At 67.2% G+C, this 25929-nt stretch carries 19 protein-coding genes; 12 read left to right on the plus strand and 7 right to left on the minus strand.

Annotated elements, in window-relative coordinates:
• Positions 1-157: 157 nt before the first annotated feature.
• On the minus strand, positions 158-1198 hold the full coding sequence (locus tag JHL17_RS35720) for a hypothetical protein (RefSeq protein ID WP_200199420.1): 1041 nt from the start codon (positions 1196-1198) through the stop codon (positions 158-160).
• A 52-nt stretch (positions 1199-1250) separates the two neighbouring features.
• Positions 1251-2531, minus strand: a complete 1281-nt coding sequence (locus JHL17_RS35725) for an NAD(P)/FAD-dependent oxidoreductase (protein ID WP_200199421.1) — start codon at positions 2529-2531, stop codon at positions 1251-1253.
• Between the two features lie 168 nt (positions 2532-2699).
• Between JHL17_RS35725 and JHL17_RS35730 the strand changes: the two genes are divergently transcribed.
• The 9 genes from JHL17_RS35730 to JHL17_RS35770 all read left to right on the plus strand — a co-directional run bounded on the left by JHL17_RS35730 (position 2700) and on the right by JHL17_RS35770 (position 16187).
• Positions 2700-4043, plus strand: a complete 1344-nt coding sequence (locus JHL17_RS35730; RefSeq protein ID WP_200199422.1) for a glutamine synthetase family protein — start codon at positions 2700-2702, stop codon at positions 4041-4043.
• Between the two features lie 642 nt (positions 4044-4685).
• Positions 4686-7598 (plus strand): UbiA family prenyltransferase, encoded by a 2913-nt coding sequence (locus tag JHL17_RS35735; RefSeq protein ID WP_200199423.1) that lies wholly within the window; start codon positions 4686-4688, stop codon positions 7596-7598.
• Positions 7599-7655: 57 nt separating this feature from the next.
• Positions 7656-8030 carry an EamA family transporter gene (locus JHL17_RS35740; RefSeq protein WP_200199424.1) on the plus strand — a complete coding sequence of 125 codons (375 nt, stop codon included), beginning with the start codon at positions 7656-7658 and terminating at the stop codon, positions 8028-8030.
• Positions 8031-8549: 519 nt separating this feature from the next.
• The gene (locus JHL17_RS35745) at positions 8550-9647 is read left to right on the plus strand and encodes an extracellular solute-binding protein (RefSeq protein ID WP_200199425.1); all 1098 of its coding nucleotides are present in this window, start codon (positions 8550-8552) and stop codon (positions 9645-9647) included.
• A 99-nt stretch (positions 9648-9746) separates the two neighbouring features.
• A complete protein-coding gene (locus JHL17_RS35750; protein WP_200199426.1) occupies positions 9747-10898 on the plus strand; it encodes an ABC transporter ATP-binding protein in 1152 nt (383 codons plus the stop codon).
• Positions 10895-11839, plus strand: a complete 945-nt coding sequence (locus tag JHL17_RS35755) for an ABC transporter permease subunit (protein ID WP_200199427.1) — start codon at positions 10895-10897, stop codon at positions 11837-11839. Before JHL17_RS35750 ends, JHL17_RS35755 begins: the two co-directional genes overlap by 4 nt.
• Positions 11836-12669, plus strand: a complete 834-nt coding sequence (locus JHL17_RS35760) for an ABC transporter permease subunit (RefSeq protein WP_200199428.1) — start codon at positions 11836-11838, stop codon at positions 12667-12669. The genes JHL17_RS35755 and JHL17_RS35760 overlap by 4 nt, the downstream gene beginning before the upstream one ends.
• Positions 12670-13172: 503 nt before the next feature.
• Positions 13173-14204: an agmatine deiminase family protein gene (locus JHL17_RS35765; RefSeq protein WP_200199429.1), complete on the plus strand. Its 1032-nt coding sequence runs from the start codon at positions 13173-13175 to the stop codon at positions 14202-14204.
• Positions 14205-14306: 102 nt separating this feature from the next.
• On the plus strand, positions 14307-16187 hold the full coding sequence (locus tag JHL17_RS35770; RefSeq protein WP_200199430.1) for an AI-2E family transporter: 1881 nt from the start codon (positions 14307-14309) through the stop codon (positions 16185-16187).
• Positions 16188-16209: 22 nt separating this feature from the next.
• Here the strand turns inward: JHL17_RS35770 and JHL17_RS35775 are convergent, their stop codons facing one another.
• The 5 genes from JHL17_RS35775 to JHL17_RS35795 all read right to left on the minus strand — a co-directional run bounded on the left by JHL17_RS35775 (position 16210) and on the right by JHL17_RS35795 (position 20605).
• A complete protein-coding gene (locus JHL17_RS35775; RefSeq protein ID WP_247894066.1) occupies positions 16210-16902 on the minus strand; it encodes a diguanylate cyclase in 693 nt (230 codons plus the stop codon).
• A 77-nt stretch (positions 16903-16979) separates the two neighbouring features.
• The gene (locus JHL17_RS35780; protein ID WP_211113702.1) at positions 16980-17912 is read right to left on the minus strand and encodes a sensor histidine kinase; all 933 of its coding nucleotides are present in this window, start codon (positions 17910-17912) and stop codon (positions 16980-16982) included.
• Positions 17913-17935: 23 nt separating this feature from the next.
• Positions 17936-18310 carry a biofilm regulation phosphoprotein SiaC gene (gene siaC / locus JHL17_RS35785; RefSeq protein WP_200199432.1) on the minus strand — a complete coding sequence of 125 codons (375 nt, stop codon included), beginning with the start codon at positions 18308-18310 and terminating at the stop codon, positions 17936-17938.
• A gap of 20 nt (positions 18311-18330) precedes the next feature.
• Entirely contained in the window at positions 18331-18876 is a 546-nt protein-coding gene (locus tag JHL17_RS35790) for a SiaB family protein kinase (RefSeq protein WP_200199433.1), read from the minus strand.
• Between the two features lie 19 nt (positions 18877-18895).
• Positions 18896-20605: a SpoIIE family protein phosphatase gene (locus JHL17_RS35795; protein ID WP_247894067.1), complete on the minus strand. Its 1710-nt coding sequence runs from the start codon at positions 20603-20605 to the stop codon at positions 18896-18898.
• Between the two features lie 488 nt (positions 20606-21093).
• Between JHL17_RS35795 and JHL17_RS35800 the strand changes: the two genes are divergently transcribed.
• From JHL17_RS35800 to polA, 3 genes are all read left to right on the plus strand, one after another.
• Positions 21094-21960 (plus strand): type 2 periplasmic-binding domain-containing protein, encoded by an 867-nt coding sequence (locus JHL17_RS35800; RefSeq protein WP_200199434.1) that lies wholly within the window; start codon positions 21094-21096, stop codon positions 21958-21960.
• A 118-nt stretch (positions 21961-22078) separates the two neighbouring features.
• Entirely contained in the window at positions 22079-22858 is a 780-nt protein-coding gene (locus JHL17_RS35805) for a response regulator (protein ID WP_200199435.1), read from the plus strand.
• A 110-nt stretch (positions 22859-22968) separates the two neighbouring features.
• Positions 22969-25890, plus strand: a complete 2922-nt coding sequence (gene polA, locus JHL17_RS35810) for a DNA polymerase I (protein WP_200199436.1) — start codon at positions 22969-22971, stop codon at positions 25888-25890.
• Positions 25891-25929: the final 39 nt, after the last annotated feature.

A 25929-nucleotide genomic window follows, 5' to 3' on the forward strand; every position in this document is an offset into this window, starting at 1 on the left:
AAAACGCCGTTGGCGTTTGGCCGATCCCGCCCCGCAAGGGGAGAAGGGCCACTCGCTACCATAGGATGTATTTTCTTCGCGGATGCGAGATCTGTGAATGCCGTAGCGCCCAGCGGGGGAGGGTCAGGGTGGGGGCTGGCTCAGCGTCCCCCAACTGTCATCCCCCCCGCTTCCACACCGTCGTCTCGATGTAGCGGCTCGCCAGGAAGCGGTAGGTTTGCTTCTGCAATGCCTCCACCCTCGGCGAGCGTTCCATCGTGACCTGGTCCCAACCGTGCAGCAGGTCCTCCCACTCCAGCAGCTTGGCGCGCAGGTCGTCGCGGATCTTGCGGATGAACTGGATGGTGGGATGGAAGTTGCGCAGCGCGCCGACGATGTCGCCGGTCTGGGCGTCGGCCTGATCGAAGATCATGTCGTACTCGCGCAGCGGCTTGCGGATCAGCCCCTGCATCCGGTTCAGCTCGCTGCAGAAGGTGCGGTCGGTGCGGTAGATGGTGGCGAGCTTGCCGATCGCCTGGTCGATGCGGCGGATATGCCTGAAGCGGTCGCGCAGCGCCTCGATGTAGGACAGCTCCTGCGCCAGATCGTCGACGCGGTCGGTCAGATACTGTTCGGCGTTGTTGGTCAGCTTCAGCCGCTCGGCGATCTTGGCGAAGGCCGCCTTCATCTTCTCGTGTGTCTGCGGATCGTCCAGCAGCTGTTCCAGTTGCGACTGGTCGGAAACGATGATCTCGTTCCCGGTGAAGGAGGAGACGATCTGCATGGTCAGCCGCCCTTTGGCGGTGATGCGGTGCCTGTCCTCCACAGACCAGGAGGCCCGGCCGTCCAGCAATTCGCCGGGAATTTCCTCGCCGGGACGGATGAGCTTCACGAAGGCCAGCCCCTGCTCGATGACCTCCAGCAGGCGGGCGTCGTGGGTGCCGTCCTCGATCTGGAAGGACTCCAGCAGGGTGGGGAAGGCCAGCGTCGCCTTCAGGTCGCCCAGCAGGATGTTCAGCACCGGCTCCTTGTTGTTCGGCTCCTGGCAGAAGAAGGCGCCGGGCAGGCTGAAGACCTTGTGCTGGAAATCGAAATGCGTGTCCCGCATCGGCTGTACCAGGACATTCTCCTGTGCCGCCTTCTCGGCGATGGCAGCGTCCGGAGCGGTATCCTTATCCGCAGAGGGGGGCGTCTCGTCGCTGCTGGAGATGTCGGTCATGGGCGGGGGTGGGACTCGGCGGGGGAGGGGGACCGTGGATTGCTTCCCCAGCCTACAGCAGATCGCGCAGACGGAACCACATCATTGCGAGGACAAGGGCCGGGGTGCGGAACCGCCGTCCGCCGGGGAAGGGCGTGTGGGGGATGCGGGCGAACACGTCGAACCGCTCGGCGGTGCCGCTCACCGTCTCCGCCATCAGCCGGCCGGCGATGCCGGCCAGCGCCACGCCATGGCCGGAATAGCCATGGGCGTACAGCGTCGTCGGCGACAGCCGGCCCAGATGCGGCATGCGGTTCATGGTGATGGCGACCCGCCCGCCCCAGAAATGATCGATGCGGGCATCCTTCAACTCCGGGAAAATGGCCAGCATCTTCAGGCGCATCGCCTGCTGCAGCCCCGGTCCGTCCACCCCCGAATAGCTGACGCCGCCGCCGAACAGCAGCCGGTGGTCGGCGGACCGGCGGAAGTAATCGAGCGAGAACTTCAAGTCCGACACCGCGATGTTCGTCGGCAGCAGCCCGCCCGCCCGCTCCGCCCCCAGCGGTTCGGTGGCGATCATGTAGGTCGCGACCGGCATGATGGTGCGGTCGAGCGCCGGGGAGAGGCCGCCGAGATAGGCGTTGCCGGCCAGGATCAGGTGCTTGGCCGTCACCCGGCCGCTCCCGGTGCGGACCCAGGGCGCGGCGCCGCTGTCCATGGCGAGGACGCGGCTGTTCTCGAAGATGCGCACCCCGGCGGCGTCGGCGGCGCGGGCCAGTCCCAGGGCGTAGTTCAGCGGATGCAGGTGGCCGCTGCCCTCGTCCAGCAGGCCGCCGATATAGGCGTCGCTGCCGACATGCGCGCGGATGCCGGCGCGGTCGAGCCGCCGCACCCGGTCATAGCCGTAGCCGTCGCGCATCTCGCGTTCCAGAGCCGCGACGTCCTGCAGGTGGCGCGGCTTCAGCGCGGCATAGGCGAAGCCCCAGGTCAGGTCGCAGGCGATGGCGTGGCGCTCCACCCGCCCGGCGAGCTGGGCCTTGGCCTCCTCGCCGAACTCCCACAGGCGGCGGGCATCCTCCTTGCCGACCCAGCCCTCGATCGTCGCCATCGGCTTGTTGTAGCCGGTGATGATCTGGCCGCCGTTGCGGCCCGACGCGCCCCAGCCGCAGCGTTCCGCCTCCAGCAGGACGACGTCGTACCCGCGCTCCGCCAGCTCCAGCGCCGCCGTCAGGCCGGTGTAGCCGCCGCCGACGATACAGACGTCGCAGGCGGCCTCCCCCTCCAGGGACGGGCGGTCGATACGGGGAGCGGCGGAGGCCGCGTACCAGCTGTTCAGGTAGGAGGCTTTCGGCATGGCCGCAGTTAAGTCCCAGCCGATGGGGGAGGTCAACGGAAAGGCGGATGTTTCACCGAACCGTCATGCGGAACCCTCTGGCGCGGCCCGCCGCAACGGCGTCATAGTGTCGCTGTCGTCCACAGCACGGAGGGGGCTGCCCATCGCCCGGAGCGGTCCGCCATACCCATGGGTTTTATGGAAGACTTCATCAAGAAGAACCGCATTACCGAAGTCGAATGCCTGGTGCCCGACATGTCGGGCATCGCGCGGGGAAAGATCGTCCCCGCCGAAAAGTTCCTCCGCATCCTGCGCGACCGTGGCCTGCGCCTGCCCGAGGCGATCTTCGTCCAGACCGTGACCGGGGAATTTCCCGACGACGAGGACATCACCTCGGACGAGAATTCCGACATCTACATGATCCCGGACGAACGCACCATCCGCTTCGTCCCCTGGTACAACGAGCCGACGGCACAGGTCATCACCGACTGCGTCTATGCCGACGGCCGCCCGGTCGACGTCTCGCCCCGCCATGTCCTGAAGCGCGTCCTGGCGCTGTACGAGGAACGCGGCTGGAAGCCGCTGGTGGCGCCGGAGCTGGAATTCTTCCTGGTCCAGGTCAACAAGGACCCCGACTATCCGCTGGTGCCGCCGGTCGGGCGCAACGGCCGGATGGAAAGCGGGCGGCAGGCCTTCGGCATCGACGCCGTCAACGAGTTCGATCCGATCTTCGAGGCGGTCTATGATTTCTGCGAGAAGCAGGATATCGACATCGACACGCTGACCCACGAGGCCGGTGCCGCCCAGATCGAGATCAACTTCAACCACGGCGACGCGCTCGAACTGGCCGACCAGGCCTTCCTGTTCAAGCGCACGGCGCGCGAGGCGGCGATCCGCCACCAGATCTACGCCACCTTCATGGCCAAGCCGATGCAGGGCGAGCCGGGCAGCGCCATGCACATCCACCAGTCGGTGGTCGATGCCGTCAGCGGGCGCAACCTGTTCTCCAACCCCGACGGCACCGACAGCGACCTGTTCATGGCGCACATCGCCGGCCTGCAGAAGTATCTGCCCTATGCGATGCCGATGCTGGCGCCCAACGTCAACAGCTACCGCCGGCTGGTCCCGAACTCCGATGCGCCGATCAACGTGCATTGGGGGCGCGACAACCGCACCACTGGCCTGCGGGTGCCGGTGTCGCAGCCCGACGCCCGCCGGGTCGAGAACCGGGTGGCCGGGGCCGATGCCAATCCCTATCTCGCCATCGCCGCGTCGCTGGCCTGCGGCTATATCGGCATGACCCAGGGGCTGGAGCCGAACGATCCGATCAAGGGCTCCGCCTATCGCCTCGCCTTCACCCTGGCGCGCCACCAGTCGGAAGCGCTGACCAAGTTCAATGCCTGCAAGCCGCTGAAGGAAATCCTCGGCGAGCGCTTCATCGACGCCGTCACCTGCGTGAAGCAGGCGGAGTACGAAGCCTACAACCGCGTCATCAGCTCTTGGGAGCGGGAAAACCTGCTGCTGAACGTCTGATATCGTAGGATATTCAACGAAGGGGCGGCCGGCGGAGGATTCTGCCGGCTGCCCCTTTTCGTATCCGGTTCCCGCATCTTCGGTTCCCGCGTCCGGCGCCTGTCCGACGTCGAGGCGCCGGCCGGTTGCATGGCGGTTCGCGCCGGCCCGGTCGACTTTCGTTTGCCGATCCGCGCCGAAGTCTCGAACGATCGGCCGGGACTCCTGCCGATCCATGGTGTCCACCGGCCGTTCTACCCCGACAAGCCTGTCCTTGCACCCCGATCGATCGACGATGGCGGCAGCCTGCCACGACCGCGCTGCGCGGCCATGGCGCTCAAGCTGAAAAACGCGAGATCTCCGCTAGTCCGTTGATGGCGCCTGAAACACGAAATCGAAGACTTTCGAAGCAAAACCGCAGTGTATTTTCAACGCTGTCGAAAGAGCTGAGAGGGGGGTGCGGTCGCAGCGAGGGTAAAGGCCGCACCGGAATTTATTATCTCCTTTGAGAATGTTCAACAATCGCAATCGATCGCATTTGGCGACGATTGCCCTCTCCCGCCCCGGGAGAGGGAGCCACGTGCGATTGCCTTGCCGGATCGTCTCGTCGCGGGAGGGCCGACGCAACGGCAATGTCCCGACGCAACCGATGGATGGCCAAGCATGAGCATGCAACCAGCGATCCCGTCCCTCCGGACAGGCCTCCTCGGCGTTGGCCGGGTCCAACGCATCATCATCCTGGCATCGATGTTCGTGGTGCTGACGACCGGACTGCTCGGGCTGGCGCTGCACCGTGGTGGGCATGCCAGCAACCTGACCGACATCCAGAACCTGTTCGTGCTGGAAAATCCGGATCTGATCCCGGTCGACAGCTGGGACCCGATGATCGCGGCACTGGACTGGCTGCACGAACGGCCCGGCGAGAATGTCTATGAGGGCGTGTTCTTCAAGCAGCAGATCAAGTTCCAATACCCGGTGACCTCGCTGCTGCCGTTGGAAGCGATGAAGGCGCTCGGGGTGCTGAATCTCGTGGCGTTCGAGCGCGTCAACCTGCTGTTCGTGCTGGCGACGGCGGCCGGCATGGCGATCCTGGTGCTGGACATGGCGGCCCGGCTGCAAGTGCCCGGAGCGCGGGACGACCGGCTGACGCAGGTGCTGCTCGGCGGCTTCGGCTTCGTTGCGACCCTGTGCTTCTACCCGGTGCTGAAGGCCTTCTCGCTGGGGCAGGTCCAGGTCTGGCTGAATGCCGCCTTCGTCTTCGCCTGCATTGCCCTGCTGCGCGACCGGCGCGTGCTGTGCGGCGCGCTGCTCGGCGCGTCGACCCTGATGAAGCCGCAGATGTCGCTGTTCCTGGTCTGGGCCGCCCTGCGCGGCGATTGGCGGATGGCGGCGGGGTGGGGGGCGGTCGTGGTGCCGGGCGTGGCGCTGGCGACCCTGGTCTACGGCTTCGCGCCGATGGTCGATTATCTGGACGTGCTGCTGTTCATCGGCCGGCACGGCGAGAGCTATCACGTCAACCAGACGGTCAACGGGCTGGTCAACCGCCTGCTGCACAACGGCAACAATCTGGACTGGTCGGCGGAGGCCTTCGCCCCCTACCACCCGGTGGTCCACGTCGCGACGCAGATCTCCGGCCTCGTCTTCGTCGGCTTCGGCCTGCTGTGGCGTCGGCGCGACCGGGGGGCGGAGCGCATCCTTCCCTTCGTCGCCGCCGGCATCTGCTTCACCGTCGGTTCGCCGGTTGCCTGGGTGCATCATTACGGCATCCTGCTGCCGGCCTTCGCGCTGGCCTTCCTGACCCTGCTGGAGCCCGGCCTGCGGCGTCCGGCCGGGGCGGCGGCGCTGCTGGCGGTGGCCTATTTCCTGGCCGGCAACCTGCTGTTCTGGCCGGTCAACGCGCTGGCCGACACGCCGCTGAACGTCCTGCAATCCTATCTGTTCTTCGCCACCCTGATGCTGCTGGGCCTGCTCGTCGTCCTGGCCGGCCGGCACGACCGCACCGCCACTCTCCTATGGGGAGAGGCGGGAGCCGACGGCCGTGGCCATCGCGGCCCCCCCGCGGGCGCTCCCGGCCTGACCGCGACCGAGGTCGCGTTTCCCCGGGCCGCCATGGCCGACTCGTCGGCCGCGACCGCCGTCGAGCCCTCCGTCGAAGGAGAGCCGCCGCTGTTCGTCGATCTCGACGGGACGCTGCTGAAGACCGACCTTCTCTATGAATCGCTGTTCGGCCTGATCAAGGCCAAGCCCTGGGCGGCGCTGCTCGTCCCGCTGTGGCTGGCCGGGGGAAAGGCGCGGCTGAAGGCGGAACTGGCCCGGCGGGTGGACATCGACCCGGCCGGACTCGTCTACAACCCCGCCGTCCTGGAGCGGCTGGAAGCCGAACACAAGCGCGGGCGCCGGCTGGTGCTGGCCACCGCCGCTCACCATCGCTATGCCGATGCCATCGCCCGGCATCTCGGCCTGTTCGATCAGGTCCTTGCCAGCAACGACGGCCTGAACCTGAAGAGCGAGCGCAAGCGCGACGCGATCCGGGCGCAGGTTCCGTCCGGCGTCTTCGACTACATGGGCAACGACGAGGCCGATTATGCCATCTGGCAGGCCGCCCGCCGCGGCATCGCGGTGGATGCCTCGGCCGCCGTGCTGCGCCATGCCGCCACCCTGTGCCCGCTGGAGACGGTCGCCACGCCGCGCCGGCCGCGCCTGCTGCTGATCCTGCGGGCGCTCCGCCTGCACCAGTGGCTGAAGAACCTGCTGGTCTTCGTGCCGCTCGTCGCCGGACAGAAGCTGGGGGAGGTCGGCCCGACCCTGCAGGCCGCGGCCGCCTTCCTCGCCTTCGGGCTGTGCGCGTCGAGCATTTATGTGCTGAACGACCTGCTCGACCTGCCGGCCGACCGCCGCCACCCGCGCAAGCGCCGCCGCCCCTTCGCCGCGGGAGACCTGCCGCTCGACCTCGGCCTGTCGCTGATCCCCGGCTTGCTGCTGGCGAGCCTCGCCCTGTCGGTGGTGGCGCTGCCGCCGCTGTTCCTGGCGGCGCTGGCGACCTATGCCGCCTCGTCGCTGTTCTACAACCTGTTCGCCAAGAACCGCGTGATCTGGGACGTGATGCTGCTGGCCGGGCTCTATTCGCTGCGGGTGCTGGGCGGCGCCACGGCGACCTCCATCGTGCCGTCCTTCTGGCTGCTCGCCTTCTCTATGTTCCTCTTCCTCAGCCTGGCGATGGTGAAGCGCTATTCCGAGATGGACAGCATGCTGAAGCTCGGGCTGGGGCAGGCGGAGGGGCGCGGCTACCTGACCGCCGACATGCCGGTCCTGCAATCCATCGGCGTCTCGGCTGGCTTCCTCTCGGTGCTGGTGATGGCGCTCTACATCAACAGCCCGGAGGTCGGTCGCGTCTATGACCGGCCGCAGGCGCTGTGGGTCATCTGTCCGCTCCTGCTCTTCTGGATCGGGCGGGTCTGGCTGCAGACCCACCGCGGGCTGATGCATGACGATCCGGTGGTGTTCGCCGCCCGCGACAAGTGGAGCCTCGCCATCGGCGTGGTCTGCGGCGCCGCGCTGTTCCTCGGCCGGACGTGACGAGTCGGTCCGCTCTCCCTTTCCCTTTCCCTCTCCGCCAGCCTTTTCGGAGCCCCCATGCCCATCACCGTCGTCGGATTGATCCTGCTGAGCGTCACCCTGTCGGCCATCGCCCAGATTTCCCTGAAGATCGGCATGTCCAGCCCGGCGGTGTCGACGGCGCTGGCACAGGGGGAGGCGGGGCGGATCGCCCTGTCCGTCGTCGCCACCCCGCACATCCTGACCGGACTCGGCTGCTACGGGCTCGGCATGATGGTCTGGCTGGCGGTGCTGGCCAAGGTCGACGTCACCATGGCCTATCCCTTCGTCGGTCTGGGCTTCCTGGTCACGCTGGCCCTCGGCGTCCTGCTGCTCGGCGAGACGATCAGCCTGACCCGCCTGATCGGCACGCTGCTGGTGGTGCTGGGCGTGGTGCTGACCGCGCAGAGCTGACGGCATGCCGCCGCACCCGCCCTCGGTCATGACAGGACTGTAACGATGCGGCGCCGGGTTTTCCGGCGCCGCATCGGCTTTTCGGCGCTTCTTCGATCCGTTTCGAAGGCAGGGCAACATCCGGCAACGCTTCCCGGCATGGTTCACTTCAAAGCCGAAATAAAACGCTACAATTGCGGCATTGACCGGAAAACCGCTGTGGCTATAACTGACGCCATAGTCGCGAGTGCAAATACTGGCGTATGCAATTTTAGAGTGGGCGACCCGGTCGACGGCCGACTGGCCATGGACCGGGGAAGGCTTTCCCTTGCCGGCCGCGCCACCTGCCAACGGACTCCCTGGTCCGTGGGCGGCGCGGCCGGCCGCCGCCTCTTTCAAGGGGTGTGTTTCAGACACCGCCAACCTCGACCCAAACCGTTGACAACACACCCGGGCCTGGGTGCAATAGCGCCCGCGAGCCGGGTCTGCCGTTGGGATGTGGCGGCGCCCGCAACACTCACGAACAGGTCGGGGCAAAACATGAAAAAACTCGCTCTCAGCCTCATCGGCGCGGTCGCCGCGATTGCCATCGCCGGCCCGGCGATGGCCCAGGCCAAGAAGCCGGTCAACATCTACATCTGGAACGACTATCTGGGTGAAACGACCCTCGCCGACTTCACCAAGGCCACGGGCGCTGAGACGAAGGTCGACCTGTACGACAGCCTGGAACTGCTGGAGCAGAAGGTGCTCGTCGGCAAGTCCGGCTATGACGTGATCGTGCCGACCGCCGAGCCGACCCTGTCCCGCCTGATCCAGGCCAAGGTGGTGGGCCCGCTCGACAAGTCGAAGATCCCCAACTACAAGAATCTCGACCCGAAGGTCCTGAAGCTGCTGGAGAACTCCGACCCCGGCAACAAGTACGCCGTGCCCTATCTCGGCGGCACCGTCGGCATCGCCGTCATCCCGGAGAAGATCAAGGCCGTCGCCCCCGACGTGGCGCTGGACAGCTGGGACCTGATCTTCAAGCCGGAGGTGGCGAAGAAGGTCGCGGCCTGCGGCATCACCGTGATGGATTCAGCCATCGACGTCATCCCGTCGGTGCTGAACTATCTCGGCCTCGACCCGAACTCCGAGAAGAAGGAGGATCTGGACAAGGTCGAGAAGACGCTGATGGCCGTCCGCCCCTACATCAAGCGCTTCGTCACCGGCGAGAACATCAACATCCTCGCCGGCGGCGACGCCTGCGTCGTGATGGCCTACAACGGCGACGCCATCCAGGGCGCCGCCCGCGCCGCCGAGGCCAAGAGCGCCAAGGTCGAATACATCACGCCGAAGGAAGGCGTGCAGGTCTGGTGGGACACGCTAGCGGTCCCGGCCGACGCGCCGAACAAGGACGGCGCCTACGAGTACATCAACTTCGTGCTCGACCCGGCCAACATGGCGAACATCTCCAACAAGGTCAGCTACGCCAACGCGGTGCCGGCCTCGCTGCCGATGGTCGCCGACGACATCAAGTCGAATCCCGGCATCTTCCTGCCGGCCGACAGCAAGCTGAAGCTGTTCTCGCTGAAGCAGATCAAGCAGACCACCGACCGTGCCCGCACCCGGGTGTGGACCAAGGTCAAGACCGGCAAGTAAGCCGGATTTCGTGAGGCGCCGGTCCATGGCGTCGGCCCGCCCCGGCCGATCCCCAGCGATGGGGAGCGGCCGGGGCGTTGTCATGAAAGAGGATACCGGATGGCCGGTCAGCCGATTCGCAAGCCCACCCGCCTGGAACCGTGGCAGGACGCGGGCCAGACCCCTTATGTCCGTATCGAGAAGGTGACGAAGACCTTCGGCGATTTCGTCGCGGTGGACGAGGTCAGCCTGTCGATCTACCGCAACGAGTTCTTCGCCCTGCTGGGCGGCTCGGGCTCCGGCAAGACGACGCTGTTGCGCATGCTGGCCGGGTTCGAGCAGCCGACCGAAGGCAAAATATACATCGACGGCGTCGACATGGCCGGCATCCCGCCCTATGAGCGGCCGGTCAACATGATGTTCCAGTCCTACGCCCTGTTCCCGCACATGACGGTGGAGCAGAACGTCGCCTTCGGCCTGAAACAGGATGGCGTGGCGAAGGCGGAGATCCGCGACCGCGTGACGGAGATGCTGGGCATGGTCCAGCTTTCGGCCTTCGGCAAGCGCCGCCCGCACCAGCTGTCCGGCGGCCAGCGCCAGCGCGTGGCGCTCGCCCGCTCGCTGGTCAAGCGGCCGAAGCTTCTGCTGCTGGACGAGCCGCTGGGCGCGCTGGACAAGAAGCTGCGCGAACGCACGCAGTTCGAGCTGGTCAACATCCAGGAGAAGCTGGGCGTCACCTTCATCGTCGTCACCCACGACCAGGAGGAGGCGATGACGATGTCCTCGCGCATCGCCGTGATGAACCACGGCGTCATCGCGCAGGTCGGCACGCCCACCGAGATCTACGAGTATCCGCACACCCGCTTCGTCGCGGAGTTCATCGGCTCGATCAACATGTTCGACGGCCGCGTCGTCTCGACCGAAGGCGATCAGGTGCTGGTCGCCTCGGAGGAGGCCGGCTGCGAGCTGCTGATCGCCCACGCTACCCCGGCGCCGGCCGGCTCGCCCGTCTCCGTCGCCATCCGGCCGGAGAAGATCGCCCTGTCGAAGGAGCCGCTTGCCGGCGGTGACGGACGCAACACCACCACCGGCATCGTGCGCGAGATCGCCTATCTCGGCGACGTCTCGATCTATCTGGTTCAGCTGCCGACCGGCAAGACGGTGCGCGTCACCGCCCCCAACGTCACCCGCCGCACCGAGATGCCGATCACCTGGGAGGACGAGGTGACGCTGAGCTGGCGCCCCTTCGCCGGCGTGGTGCTGACCCAATGAGCGCGGTCGTTTCCGTCCTCGTTTCCGGGCTCAGCCGGATCGGGCTGTGGGGGCGCGGCGTGGTCGTCGCCGTCCCCTATCTGTGGCTGCTGCTGTTCTTCCTGGTGCCCTTCCTGATCGTCTTCGGCATCAGCTTCTCCGAATCCGTCATCGCCCAGCCGCCCTATTCGTCGCTGGTGGAATGGCTGACCGACGAGGATGCCGGCACCTCGAAGCTGCAGATCCTGCTGAACGTCAGCAATTACTTCCGGCTCGGCGGGGACGACCTCTACATCCTCGCCTATCTGAACTCGCTGAAGATCGCGGCGGTCACCACGCTGCTGTGCCTCGCCATCGGCTATCCGATGGCCTATGCCATCGCCAAGGCCGACCCGGCGCGGCGCGGGCCGCTGATGATGCTGGTGATCCTGCCCTTCTGGACCAGCTTCCTGATCCGCATCTATGCCTGGATCGGCATCCTCAAGGGCAACGGCGTCATCAGCAACCTGCTGGAATGGATCGGCATCACCAGCGGACCGGTCGAGATCCTCTATTCCGACTGGGCGGTCTATATCGGCATGACCTACTGCTACCTGCCCTTCATGGTGCTGCCGCTCTATTCGACGCTGGAGAAGATGGACCCCAGCCTGCTGGAGGCGGCGGCCGACCTCGGCTCCCGCCCCTTCAAGTCCTTCCTGGCGATCACGCTGCCGCTGTCGCTGCCGGGAATCATCGCCGGTTCGCTGCTGGTCTTCATCCCGGCGGTGGGCGAGTTCGTGACGCCGGAACTGCTGGGCGGCCCGGACACGCTGATGATCGGCCGCGTCCTGTGGAACGAATTCTTCGCCAACCGCGACTGGCCGGTGGCGTCGGCCGTCGCCATCGCGCTGCTGCTGGTCCTGGTGGTGCCGATCATGATCTTCCAGCATGTGCAGGGCAAACAGGCGGAGGCCGGGCGATGAAACGGTTCGGGCTCCTGTCCTGGGCGCTGCTGTTCGGCTACGCCTTCCTCTATGTCCCGATCGCCCTGCTGGTCGTCTTCAGCTTCAACGAGTCGCGGCTGGTGACGGTGTGGAGCGGCTTTTCGACCAAATGGTATGGCGAACTGATCCACAACGACGCGCTGCTGTCGGCCGCCGGACTGTCCTTCCAGGTGGCGGCGGTTTCGGCGACGCTGTCGGTCGTGCTCGGCACCTGCGCCGGGCTGGCGCTGACCCGGTTCGGCCGGTTCCGCGGGCGCACCCTGTTCGGCGGCATGATCACCGCTCCCCTGGTCATGCCGGAGGTCATCACCGGCCTGTCGCTCCTGCTGCTGTTCGTGGCGCTGGAGCAATGGGTGGGCTGGCCCGATGGGCGCGGCGTCACCACCATCACCATCGCCCACACCACCTTCACCATGTCCTATGTCGCGGTGGTCATCCAGTCGCGGCTGGCCGGGATGGACGGCAGCCTGGAGGAGGCGGCGATGGATCTGGGCGCCCGCCCGGCCAAGGTCTTCTTCGTCATCACCCTGCCGCTGATCGCCCCGGCGCTGGTCGCCGGCTGGCTTCTGGCCTTCACCCTGTCGCTCGACGACGTGGTGGTGGCGAGCTTCGTCTCCGGCCCCGGATCGACGACGCTGCCGATGGTGATCTTCTCCAGCGTGAAGTTCGGCATCAGTCCGCAGATCAACGCGCTGGCGACCCTGATGGTGCTGGTGGTGGCGACCGGGATCTTCGTCGCCAGCATCGTCATGGCCCGCCAGGACCGCCAGCGCAAACGCGACGAGCAGATGGCGATCCAGAACGGCTGACCGGCCGTCTCTTCGGGCCCCGCCGGTCCGTTTCGCAAGCCTACCCATCCGCGCGCGGCAGACCTCTGCCGCCGCGGATGGCAATTGCCCGTTTCCTTTGCTATGTTGATGTCATCGTCAACAGCGAAAGAGGCTGTGCCATGCGCGCGCTCCTGTGGTTCCCTTTGTTGAGACTCGGATTCTTCAGTCCCGTTTCCACGGCTTATTCGACCAACCGCACGGTCACCGCCCGCCGCGCCCTGCGCCCGCCGTCCGGCCGCTGACCGGACCTCTTGCCGGCTCCCCCTCCCGGCAGGTCGACGCGACGTTCATCCGCGTCCTTTTCAAAAGTTCTTCTGCCATAAGGCCAAGTGCCCGCTGCGGTGGACGCGATTGCCAAACGCGCGCTCCCATGGTTAGGGTGGATCGGGATGGAAAATGTCCCGGCCTTACGGTTCGCCGGCCGCTGTTCGTGCCGCGACCGCGAAGGGCAGGGGCTTGAAAAAATGTAGGGGGATCGACGCATGACGACACCGGACGCCCCGATGCCGACGGGTCAAGGCTTCCGCATGCCCGGCGAATGGGCCCGCCACAGCGGTTGCTGGATGGCGTGGCCGTGCCGGCCGGAAACCTGGCCGGAGGGTGCCTTCGACGCCGCGTGCGACGCCTACGCCGAGGTCGCGCAGGCCATCTCCCGCTTCGAGCCGGTGACGATGGTGTGCGACCCGGCGGATGTGGCCGAAGCCTCGCTCGCCTGCGGCGCGGGCATCCAGATCCTGCCGCTGCCGATCAGCGATTCCTGGATCCGCGACACCGGCCCCAGCTTCGTCGTCGACGGCAAGGGCGGGCTGGCCGGCATCCATTGGGGCTTCAACGCCTGGGGCGGCAATTACCAGGGCAGCGACAAGGACCAGCAGGTCGGCCGCCTGATCCTCGACCATCTGAAGCTTCCGTGCATTCCGGCTCCCCTGGTGATGGAGGGCGGGTCCTTCCATGTCGACGGGGAAGGGACGCTGATCACCACCGAACAATGCCTGCTGAACCCCAACCGCAATCCCGGCCTGTCGAGGGACGAGATCGAGCGGCAGCTGAAGGGCCATCTCGGCGTCGAGACGGTCATCTGGCTGGGAGAGGGCTATCAGGACGACGAAACCGACGGCCATATCGACGAGATCGCGCTGTTCGTGCGTCCCGGCGTGGTGATGGCGATCACCACCGACGATCCCGGCGACCCCAATTTCAAGATCTTCCACGACAATCTCGACCGGCTGAAGCGTGCCCGCGATGCCCGGGGCCGTGAACTGGAGGTCATCCCGGTCCAGCAGCCCGCCCGCCGCGACGTCAATGGCGTGCGGCTGACCCTGTCCTACACCAACCTCTACATCGCCAACGGCGGCATCGTCATGCCGGCCTTCGAGGATCCGGCCGACGACGAGGCCTTCCGCGTCGTCCGCAAGGCCTTTCCCGATCGCGAGGTGGTGCAGATCGCGGCCATGGACATCGTGCGCGGCGGCGGCGGCATCCACTGCATTACCCAGCAGCAGCCGCTTCCCTGAGGCTTCGGCCGCTCTCGACCCCGTTGCCGGGCGGGCGAGGGAACGTGCGGGGGCGGCCGGTGTTCCTGTCGGGCATTCTCCCTTCCGGAAAGCCCGACGATCATGGCCGAGGACACCGCCCGCCGGCTGCAGGCACGCCCCATCGCGGTGACGAAGGCCGCTCCACCCGCCAACACCCAGACGATCCTGCTGATCATCACGCTGATCGTGGTGACGCTGTATGTGGCGGCGGACATCCTGATGCCGATCGCGCTGGCGGTGCTGCTCGGCTTCGTGCTGACGCCCATCGTCACCCGGCTGGAGCGCTGGCGGCTCGGCCGGGTGCCGTCGGTGCTGGCGGTGGTGGCCCTGCTGTTCCTCGCCATCATCGGCTTCGGTGCCGTGGTGGGCAGCCAGCTCGGCGATCTCGCCGACAATCTGCCGACCTACCAGCGCAACATCCACACCAAGATGGAATCCCTGCGCAGCGTCACCGCGTCGGCCGGCGACCGTGGCGTGCTGAAGCAGGCGACCGACGCCTTCCGCGACCTGCAGCAGGAGCTGGAACGGGCCACCGCCGGAACACCGGCGGACCAGCCGGGCGCCGCTGCCGGCCCCGCCCCGCAGGCCAATCCCGCCACGCCGCCGCGCCGGGACCCGGTGCCGGTGCGCATCGACCAGTCCGACAGCGGCGTCTTCGATCTCGTCGGCCGGGTGCTGGGCCCGGCGATGACGCCCATCGCCACCGCCGGCCTGGTGCTGGTCTTCACCATCTTCATGCTGCTGCAGCGGGAGGATCTGCGCGACCGCCTGATCCGGCTCGTCGGATCGGGCGATCTCAGCCGCACGACGGAGGCGATGAACGATGCCGGCGAACGGGTCAGCCGCTATCTGCTGATGCAGGTGGTGGTGAACGTGACCTATGGCCTGCCCATCGGCGTCGGGCTCTGGCTGCTCGGCGTGCCGAACCCGCTGCTGTGGGGCCTGCTGGCGACGGTGCTGCGCTTCATCCCCTTCCTGGGGCCGGTGATCGCCTCGGCCTTTCCGATCCTGCTGTCCTTCGCGGTGGACACCGGCTGGACGCTGCCGCTGCTGTGCATCGCCCTGTTCGTGGCGGTGGAGCTGTTCTCCAACAACGTGGTGGAGCCCTGGCTCTACGGCTCGGCCACCGGTCTGTCCTCGCTGGCCATCATCGTCGCGGCGGTGGTGTGGACGACGCTGTGGGGGCCTGTCGGCCTGCTGCTGGCGACGCCGCTGACCGTCTGCCTGGTGGTGCTGGGCCGCCATGTGCCGCAGCTGCATTTCCTGGAGGTGATGCTGGGCGACCGGCCGGTCCTGCCCGACGAGGCGAAGGTCTACCAGCGCCTGCTGGCCCGCGATCCGGTGGAGGCGACCGAGCTTGCCGAGGAACGGCTCGGCAAATGCACCCCGGTGGAACTGGCCGACGGCCTGCTGCTTCCCGCTTTGTCGCTGGCCGAGCAGGATCGCCAACGCGGCAGCCTGAACCCGGAGGGCCGTCAGGCGGTGGCCGAAGGCATGGCGGGACTGCTGGACGAGTTGACGGAGACCGCCGCCGCGTCCGGCGAGGCGCCGCGCGTGCTCTGCGTCGGCGCCCGCAACAACCTGGACGAGGCGGCGGCCGGGCTTCTCGCCTATCTGCTGTCCGGCCGGGGGCTCCGGACCGACGTCATCCCGTGCGAATCGGTGTCGACCCGCGCCATCGCCAGCCTCGGCACCTCCGGGGTGGATGCCGTGGTGCTGTCCTCGCTCAATCCGTCGGCGCTCGGCCACTGCCGGCGGATGGTGCGCCGGCTGCGCCTGCATTTCGGTCCGCGCGTGCCGATTTTGCTCTGCCTGTGGAGCGCCCATCCGGAATCGGAAGTGCCGGAACGCGCCGGCAGCGAAACCGACGCCACCCTGATCGCCACCGGCATGGCCGGCGCGCTGGCGAAGCTGGAGGAACTGGATATCGCCGTCACGCCGGCACCGGCGGCTGCTCCCTGACCCTTGCCGGTGCCGTTCCCTGTCAGGCTGCCGCCGCCCATCGGTTGCGTCCGGCGCGCTTGGCGATGTACAGCGCGTCATCGGCCGCCTGGATGCAGGCGTCGGCGGTCCAGCCCTGCCGACGGGCCGCGACGCCGAGGCTCAGAGTGACGGGGATGCTGCGGTCGTGATCGACGACGGGATGACGGGCGATGATCTCCCGCAGTTTTTCCGCCACCGTCTCGGCTTGGATCTGATCGGCGTCGGGGAGCAGGACCAGGAATTCCTCGCCGCCCCAGCGCGCGCACAGATCGTGTCCGCGCAGGTTCCGGCGCAGGAGGCTGGCGGTCTCGACCAGGACATGGTCGCCGGCGGAATGGCCGAAGGCGTCGTTCACGTCCTTGAAATGGTCGATGTCCAGCATGATGAGCGCGAAGCCGCCGCCGCTGCGGCCGACGCGGCACAGCTCCGACTCCAGCCTTTCGACCATGTGGCGGCGGTTGGGCAGCTCGGTCAGCGGATCGGTTTGCGAGGCGGCGTGCAGCGCCTGGGCGATCTGCCGGGTATCGGTCTGCATGCGGTCGCTGATCTTGGCGATCTTGGTCAGCTGCCGCATCAGCTTCAGATGATCGTCGGCCAGCGCGCGGAATTCTCCCATCAGGGGATGGGCGGCGTACTCCTCGTTCTCCGCAAGGCGGGCGAGCCAGTCCTGAAGCTTCCGTTCCTGCAGCATCATTCCAACCGTCCCCCGTCGCGATGCCCAGCGTCTGGGCAAACCCGTCGCCATTGCCCCTCCGGACCCGGTGCCGCCGATCATGACGACTCCTCCGTTACGGGAATTCCCGCCATGGCAATCGCCGTAACCGGAACCGCCTTCGCGACGACCGGGGGTTCGACCTTCGTAACGGGCAACCGGACGGTGAAAGCCGATCCCCGATCCGGCTCGCTCGCCACCGAGATGCCGCCGCCATGGCTGTCCACGATGCAGCGGGCAAGATGGAGTCCGAGCCCGGCCCCGGTCGTCCCGGCGGCATTGGACGCGCGGAAATACTTGTCGAACAGCCGGGCCGCGTCGGCCGCATTGACGCCGATTCCCTGGTCCGTGATCCGGACCGTCACATGACCCTCGCCGGTCGAGAGGTCGAGGCGGATCGTCCCCCCGTTCGGCGAATATTTGACGGCGTTTTCCAGCAGGTTGGAAAACACGACGGCCAGAAGGTCGCGGTCTCCGGGGATCGGCGCCGGCCGGTCGAGGCCGTGCAGCTCGAACCGGTGCTCGCCGGCCGCGGCACCGATCTCCCCCACCAGCGCCGTCAGCATCGCCGCGAGGTCGAAGGCGATCGGCCGCGCCGCGGCGGTGCCGAGCCGGTCGTTGGTCAGGCAGCGTTCGATCAGGTGCAGCATCCGCTGGACCGCGTTGCGGATCTTGCCCACCCGCGGCATCGCCGAGACCGGCAGCTTCGGTTCCAGTTCCAGCATCTGCGAGGCGCTGTCGATGATCGCCAGCGGCGTGCGGAATTCGTGGCTGACCATCAGCACGAACTGGCGCTGCTGGAGAGCCATCTCCTTGGTCTCGGTCTGGAGGCGGTCACTGATCTTGGCGATCTTGCGGAACTGGCGCAGAAGCTTGCCATGCCGTTCCGCCAGCTTCTGGAATTCCGCCAGCAGCGGGTTGCCGGCATTGGCCGGATCCCCGGCCAGCCGCTCAACCCACTCATGAAGCTCCTGTTCCTGCGACCGCATCATTATCCCGGGTGCTCAGTGCGCCATCAATGCGCCAAGATTTCAAAAGGCAGCGAGACGTCTTCGGCGAACTCTTCCGCCATGTCGAGCGCGCGGTCGTTGTCGCTGTCGTAATGCCAGCGCACCGAAACCGTCTGACCCTTCTGATGGGCACCGTCCAGCATCTCCAGCACGTCGATCATGCATTTGATGCTGCTGGTGTTGAGATAGCTCAGCCCGATGTCCAGCACCACCGCGGGAGCCGGGTCTTTCAGATAATCCTCCAGCCAGCTGAACACCGGCGCATAGAAGTCGAAGGAGTTCTCCGGATAGGATTCCCCTTCGATGCGCAGGAGCCCGGCCGCCGGATCGAAATCGATCAGGGGCGAGCAGGAGGTTGCCTCGATCCGCAAGCTGTCCATTATGCGTGTTCCGTGAATTCTTATAGCTGGACTTCAAGGCTGAAGAAGAAGTACGCGTCGTCCACCGCGCGTAGCGAATACTCCAGGGGCCGGGTGGCCTTGCGGGCCATGTCGATCAGCCCCAGCCCGGCGCCGGTGGCGCCCGCCTCGCGCGGCTTGCGCGACTGTTCCTTGTAGACCGCCTTCAGGCCGGCCTTGTCCAGTCCCCGCAGCTTCTCCAGCATCGCCGACAATCCGGGGACGTCGCCGGCCTCCATCAGATTGCCGGAACTGACGACGTAATGGTCGTCCTCCTTGCCGATCACGACGATGCCGCTGTTGGCCGGGATCGGGCGGCCCAGCGCTTCCCGCGAAGCCGTGTAGTTGCGGACGTTCTGTGCCTGCTCGACGTAGACGGAGAAGACGTCCATGATCGCCGATTTCTCGATCTGCTCGCTTTCCAGATGGTTGCGGACCGCCTTGCCCAGCTCCTCGATGACGCTGTGGCTGAAGGGGCCGCTGAAGCAGATCAGCAGCTTCTGCCGCGACAGCAGTTCCTGCAGGTTGAAGAGTTCGTTGCCTTTCATCGTGACTTGACGACCTGCCTTACGGGTGGACGGGGGTGGGTGAGGAAGCGTCGGTGCCGGCAGACACCACAGGAACCGGCCATGCGGCGGCGGCCGGCGAAATGGTGAAGCCGACCAGGGTGATGTCGTCGCGCTGGGCCCGGTCGCCCTGGTGGTCGGCGAGGGAGCGGGCGAAGGCGGCCCTGCGCTCGGCCATCGGGATCGCGCCGTGCTCCAGCAGCATGGCGTTGAAGCGCCGGTTGCCAAAGCCGAAGCCGCGGTCGCCGCCGGCCTGATCGAGGAAACCGTCGGTGGTCATGTAGAAGCTGCGCCCCGGCGTCAGCTCCACCCGATGGGTGGTGAAGCGGTGGCCGATGTCGGACCGGCGGTAACCCAGGCTCTGCGCGTCGCCCTTGATCTCCGTGACCGCTTCGCCGCCGGCGGCGCCATCGGTGCGGGCACCGGGATCGACGATGTGCAGACCGATCCGGCCCCCGGCGAACAGCAGGTCGCCGCGATCCGGCCGCACCAGGCACAGCCCGATGTCGAGGCCGTTGTCGAAACGCGGGTTGTCGCGTCCGCGGGCGAGCGCGGTGCGCACCATGCGGTTCAGCCCGCCCAGGATGGCCGCCGGATCGCTGTCGGGCGTTTCCGACAGGACATGGTCCAGGATGGCGGACACCGTCATCGTCATGAAGGCGCCGGGCACGCCATGGCCGGAGCAGTCGGCGACGCCGATCAGGAAGCGTCCGTCCTCCAGTTCGCGGAAGATGTGGAAATCGCCGCCCACGACGTCGCGCGGCCGCCACAGCACGCAGACGCCGTCCAGCCGCCGCGCCATTTCCCGCTCGTCGGGCAGGATGGCGGATTGCAGAAGGCTGGCATATTGGATGCTGTCCATGACCTGCCGGTTGACGACGGCGAGCTGGTCGTTGGACTGGCGCAGCTCCTCCGTCCGTTCGGCGACGCGCTGTTCCAGCCGCTCGGTGTAGTCGTGGACGGTTTCCGCCATGTGGTTGAAGGCGACGGTCAGCTGCCCGATCTCGTCGGCACGGCTGTTGCGCAGGCGCACGCGGTAGTCGCCGGCGGCGATGGCGCCGGCCGACCGGGTCAGCCGGGCGAGCGGCGCCAGGACCAGCCGGTTCAGCAGGACGCTGATCATGCCGATGACGGCGAGCAAGGAGAAGAAGACCAGCCCGGCCATCGGGGCCAGGGCCGTCATGGTGGCGCTTTCCGCCTCCTCCAGCGAGTAGGTCATGCGCAGCAGGCCGACCATCGTGCGCTCGCCGTTGCTGCCGGACATGACGATCTGCCGTTCGACCGTCGCCAGCTCCGCCCGGCCGGCCGGGCGTTCCAGCGCCACCAGCGGCTCGCCATGGCCGCCGCGGCCGCCCGACGCCGCCCAGACCTTGACGCTGCGCACCGCCGGATCCTCGGCCAGCAGGCCGCGGATCATCGCCTCCACCGCGCGGGTGTCGAACTCCCACACCGCCTGGCCCATGGCCGACGCCTGCAAGGTGCCGACCAGCGTCGCGCGGTGGGTCAGCGCGTCGCGCTGCTGCCGCCCGACCAGGACGGACGAGACGCCCATGGCGATCAGCCCGACCAGCAGCGTACAGCCGACGATCATCAGGATGACGCGCGTCAGAAGCGACGATCCGCCGGCGCGGGCGGCATCCTCGCCGGAACCCTGCGGGCCGGCGCCGCGAAGCGTATAGGATTCGGTGTCGTCCCAACCCGTGACGCTCATCCACATCCTCCTGGCCCGACCGATCGGGCTCCGTACATCCATGGCGGGTTTCACGGCAGCCCCGATCCGGTCGTCCAGGTCCGCGGTAATCCCAGGCCCATCAATAAAACCACCCTTGCGAGCAATACGCCGACAGTCATCGTACCGGCCGGCGGACATGATCCGTTTGGCGGAGAAGCCTATCCATAGCACGACCGTCCTAGCCCGTCGTGAAATAACATTCGGCAACAGCTTGGTTCATTGTTGGGAAGCTTGAAAATTCGGAACGATGGAAAACTGTCGGCGACCAATATCGTCCAATTGCAACGATCTGCAACATCGGTGGTCGCTGGGCCGTGAAAGCTTTTGAAAGGTAAGGGATTTTCATGGACGGACGCGCCATCGCCCATGTTACCCTCCGCCACCTCCGCTTTCGGGAAGGTGGCGGGTGCGTTTCTCTGGACTTGCGACTCGCGATATTTATGATTCTCCAGGCTGGAGTGCGAAGGATGGCGTTCGGTAGTCGTGCAGTCGTTGCCCCGAGTTTCGCCGCATTCCGCCTTGGCATCCCGGCCGCCGCCGTCCTGGCGGTTCTGCTTTCGGCGGCCCTGCTCCCGGCGGCTCGGCCGGCCGCCGCCCGTCCGGTGACGGTGCTGGCGCCGGAAGTGCCGCCGATGATGACCGCCGGCGGTACCGGGCGCGAGGCCTCCATCATCGCCGAGACGCTGGCCGCCTGCGGACATGAAGCGCAGTTCAAGGTGGTGCCCTTCGGCCGCCACTGGAACGAGTTCCGCGACGGCGCCCGGGGCCCCGCCCAGCTGGATGCCGTCGCCACCGTGCCGGAGGGCATGGAGATGCCGGGGTCGCGGTCCGTCCCCTACATCCTCTATCAGAACGGGGCGTCGGTGCTGAAAAGCAGCGGCTTGGCGGTGCAGTCGCTGGCCGATCTGGCGGGCAAGCGCGTCATCACCTTTTCCGGCGCTCCGGACGTATTGCCCGGACTGCGGGCCGCGATTCCCAGCTTCGGCGATTTCCGCGAACGCGCCGACCAGATGGTGCATTCCAACCTGCTGTTCGCCGGACGGGTGGATGCGGTGCTGGCCGACGGGCTGATCTTCGCCGAATACAACCGCCAGCTTCAGGAAAAGGCGAAGACCGCCGGCGGCCTGCCGTTCGATCCGGCCCAGCCGGTGCAGTTCACCGCGATCTTCCCGCCGACGCTCTACAGCATGGTGTTCCGCGACGAGTCGCTGCGCGCAGACTTCGACCGGTGTTTTGCGGAGTTGAAGGCGAAGGGCCGCATTGACGCCATCGACCGCGAAACGGTGGCCCGCTATGCCGCCACCGTCGGCGATAGATACCTGCCCCAAAAGTGAGAGATCGGAACCGATATTGCGTGTGCCTGATCGATCCCATCCGCCTGATAGGGTTTGCGTAACCCGTTCGGGCGATTAAGATAACCTGATCTGAACGTGAATGGGAGCGTGAGGGGTCGTGGCCCGGATCATTGTGGTCGAGGACGAAGCCGATCTTCGCGACGATCTTGTCGAATATCTCGACCGTTGCGGCTTCGAGGTGCGGGGTGCGTCGCGCGGTGCGGAGCTGGACCGGCTGCTGGAGGCGGGTCCGGCCGACGTGCTCGTGCTCGACATCAACCTGCCGGATGAGGATGGTTTTTCGGTCGCCCGCCGCATCCGCGCCAGCTCGTCGGCCGCCATCATCATGCTGACGGCGCGATCCGGCCTGATCGACCGCGTCATCGGGCTGGAACTCGGGGCCGACGTCTACCTGGTCAAGCCGGTCGAGTTCCGCGAGGTCGAGGCGCAGATCAAGGCGCTGATACGCCGGATGCAGAAGGGCGCCGGCCCGCTGCCGGCGGCGGAGCCGCTCCAGCCGCCGCCTGCCGCTATCCCCGTCGCCCATGCCGCCGTCAATGGCGCGGACGCACGCAAGGCCTGGGTATTCGACGACATCGAATGGCGCATCCAGCCGCCCGCCGGCGGCGCCGTGCCGCTGACCGCGACGGAGTACAAGTTCCTTTCCCTACTGGTCACCGCGCCCGGCGAGGCGGTGAGCCGCCAGGATATTTCCATCGCGCTGACGGGCCGCGACTGGGATCCCTACAGCCGCTCCATCGATTCGCTGGTCCGACGCCTGCGGATCAAGGTGGAGGAGCGCAGCGGCTGCGCCCTGCCGGTGCAGGCGGTGCATGGCGTCGGCTATGCCTTCGTCGGCCCGGTGGTGAGCAGCGCCGCGGAGGACGGCGCCGGCTGACGGGGCCTTCCCGTCGGGCTCCAGAGGGGGCTCTACCCCGGTCTCGGCACTCGACTCCCGGCCTTCCTTCGGCGATGGTAGCGCCCGCAAGGAAGGGACGAGAGACCATCATGACCGCCGAAACCGCTGGCGCCGCCACCGACTCCGAGAGCACCGCGACCGAAGCCAAGGCCGCCCCCGGCGGCGACGGCAGCGGCCTCTATCTGGTCGACGGCTCCGGCTTCATCTTCCGTGCCTTCCACGCGCTGCCGATGCTGACGCGGCCGGACGGCACGCCGGTGAACGCGGTGCTGGGCTTCTCCAACATGCTGCTGAAGCTGCTGGCCGACGCCAAGGCGGAAGCCGTGGCGGTGGTCTTCGACAGCAAGCGCCTGAATTTCCGCAACGAGTTCTATCCCGACTACAAGGCCCACCGTCCGGAACCGCCGGAGGAGCTGAAGCCGCAGTTCGCCCTGATCCGCGAAGCGACGGAGGCCTTCTGCCTGCCCTGCCTGGAGCTGGAAGGGTTCGAGGCCGACGACCTGATCGCCACCTACGCCCGTCTGGCGCAGGAGGCCGGCCGTCCCGTCACCATCGTGTCGTCGGACAAGGACCTGATGCAGCTGGTCCGTCCCGGCGTCGGCATGTTCGACCCGATGAAGAACAAGGCCATCGGCCCCGACGAGGTGTTCGAGAAGTTCGGCGTCGCGCCGGACAAGGTGGTGGATGTCCAGGCGCTGGCCGGCGACAGCGTCGACAACGTCCCCGGCGTGCCCGGCATCGGCGTCAAGACCGCGGCCCAGCTGATCACCGAATATGGCGACCTGGAGGCCCTGCTGGCCAATGCGGAGAAGATCAAGCAGCCGGCCCGCCGCCAGAAGCTGATCGAATTCGCCGATCTGGCCCGCGTCTCCCGCCGGCTGGTCCTGCTCGACGACCAGGTGCCGCCGCCCAAGCCGCTCGACGAGCTGCGCGTGCGCGAGCCCGACCATCAGCGGCTGATCGATTTCCTGCGCGCCCAGGGCTTCCGCAGCATCGTCTCCCGCGTCGAGATGGAGATGCAGAAGGACGGCCGCATCGCCGATGGCGCGGGCGGCGGCTCGCTCCCGTCCCCCGGTTCGCTCCCCACGCCCGCCGCGAAGTCTCCGGCGCCCGCCGGAAGCTCGGCCAGTGACGACCGCCCGGCCCGCAAGACGGTGCTGAACGTGCCGGAGGTGCGCTACGAGCTGGTGCAGGATGCCGACGCCCTGCGCCGCTGGGTCGACCGGGCGCGCGAGACCGGCGTGCTGGCGGTCGATACCGAGACCGACAGCCTGACTCCGGCCACCGCCACGCTGGTCGGCGTCTCGCTGTCGACCGAACCCGGCATCGCCTGCTACATCCCGCTGGCCCATGGCAATTCGGCCGCCGCCGCCGGCCAGCTCGATTTCGACGCCCCGCCGCCGCCGGTGCAGATCGCGACGGCCGAGGCGATGGCGATCCTGAAGGACGTGCTGGAGGACCCATCGGTCCTGAAGATCGGCCACAACTTCAAGTTCGACCACCAGCTGTTCGCCCGCAACGGCATCACGGTGTCGCCGGTCGACGACAGCATGCTGATCTCCTACGTGCTGGAGGGCGGTTCCCACGGCCACGGCATGGACGAGCTGGCGGAGCTGCACCTCGCCTATACGCCGATCCCCTTCAAGGAGGTCTGCGGCACCGGCAAGAACCAGATCACCTTCGACCGCGTGCCGCTGGACAAGGCGCTGGCCTATGCCGCCGAGGACGCCGACATCACGCTGCGCCTGTGGACGCTGCTGAAGCCGCGGCTGGTCGACGACCGCATGGTCACCGTCTACGAGACGCTCGACCGTCCGCTGGTCCCGGTGGTGGCCGACATGGAGCGGGCCGGCGTCCACATCGACAAGAAGGCGCTGTCCGACCTGTCGCAGAGCCTGTCGCTCCGCCTCGCCGAGATCGAGAAGGACGTCCATGCGCTGGCCGGCCAGAGCTTCAACATCGGCTCGCCCAAGCAGCTCGGCGAGATCCTGTTCGACACTCTCAAGCTCGGCACCGGCAAGAAGGGCAAGACCGGCGCCTATTCCACCGACAGCAGCGTGCTGGAGGAACTGGCGGAGCAGGGCCATGCCATCGCCCAGCGCGTGCTCGACTGGCGCCAGCTCGCCAAGCTGAAGAGCACCTACACCGACGCGCTGCAGGAGAAGATCTCGCCGGTCACCGGCCGCGTCCACACCGCCTTCGCCCTGGCGGCGACCAACACCGGCCGGCTGTCCTCGACCGACCCCAACCTGCAGAACATCCCGGTGCGGACGGAGGAGGGCAAGAAGATCCGCCGCGCCTTCGTGGCATCTCCCGGCCACAAGCTGCTGAGCGTCGACTATTCGCAGATCGAGCTGCGCCTGGTGGCGGAGATGGCGAACATCCAGGCGTTGAAGGACGCCTTCCGCGACGGGCTGGACATCCACGCCGCCACCGCCGCCCAGGTCTTCGGCATCCCGCTGGAACAGATGACGCCGGACATCCGCCGCAAGGCCAAGGCGATCAACTTCGGCATCATCTACGGCATCTCCGGTTTCGGGCTGGGCCGCCAACTCGGCATCGCGCCGGGGGAGGCCAATGCCTTCATCAAGACCTATCTGGAGCGCTTCCACGAACTGAAGGTGTGGATGGAGGCGACCAAGGCCTTCGCCCGCCAGCATGGCTATGTCGCGACGCTGTTCGGCCGCCGCTGCTACATGCCCGGCATCCAGGACAAGAACGCCGCCCGCCGCGCCTTCGCCGAGCGTCAGGCGATCAATGCCCCGATCCAGGGCACGGCCGCCGACATCATGAAGCGGGCGATGAACCGCATGCCGGGGGCGCTGGCCGCCGCCGGCAGCAGCGCGCGGATGCTGCTGCAGGTGCACGACGAACTGCTGTTCGAGGTGCCGGAAGCGGAAGCCCAGGATGCCGCGCGGATCGTGCGCGAGGTGATGGAGGGGGCTGCCCACCTCGGCGTGCCGCTGGTGGCGGAAGCGGGGATCGGCGACAATTGGGAAGAGGCGCATTGAGGGATGGGGAAATCCCCCTCTCCCCCCCGGGGAGAGGGT

The organism is Azospirillum endophyticum (assembly GCF_016595245.1).
In the GTDB taxonomy this organism is placed as follows: Bacteria; Pseudomonadota; Alphaproteobacteria; order Azospirillales; family Azospirillaceae; genus Azospirillum; species Azospirillum endophyticum.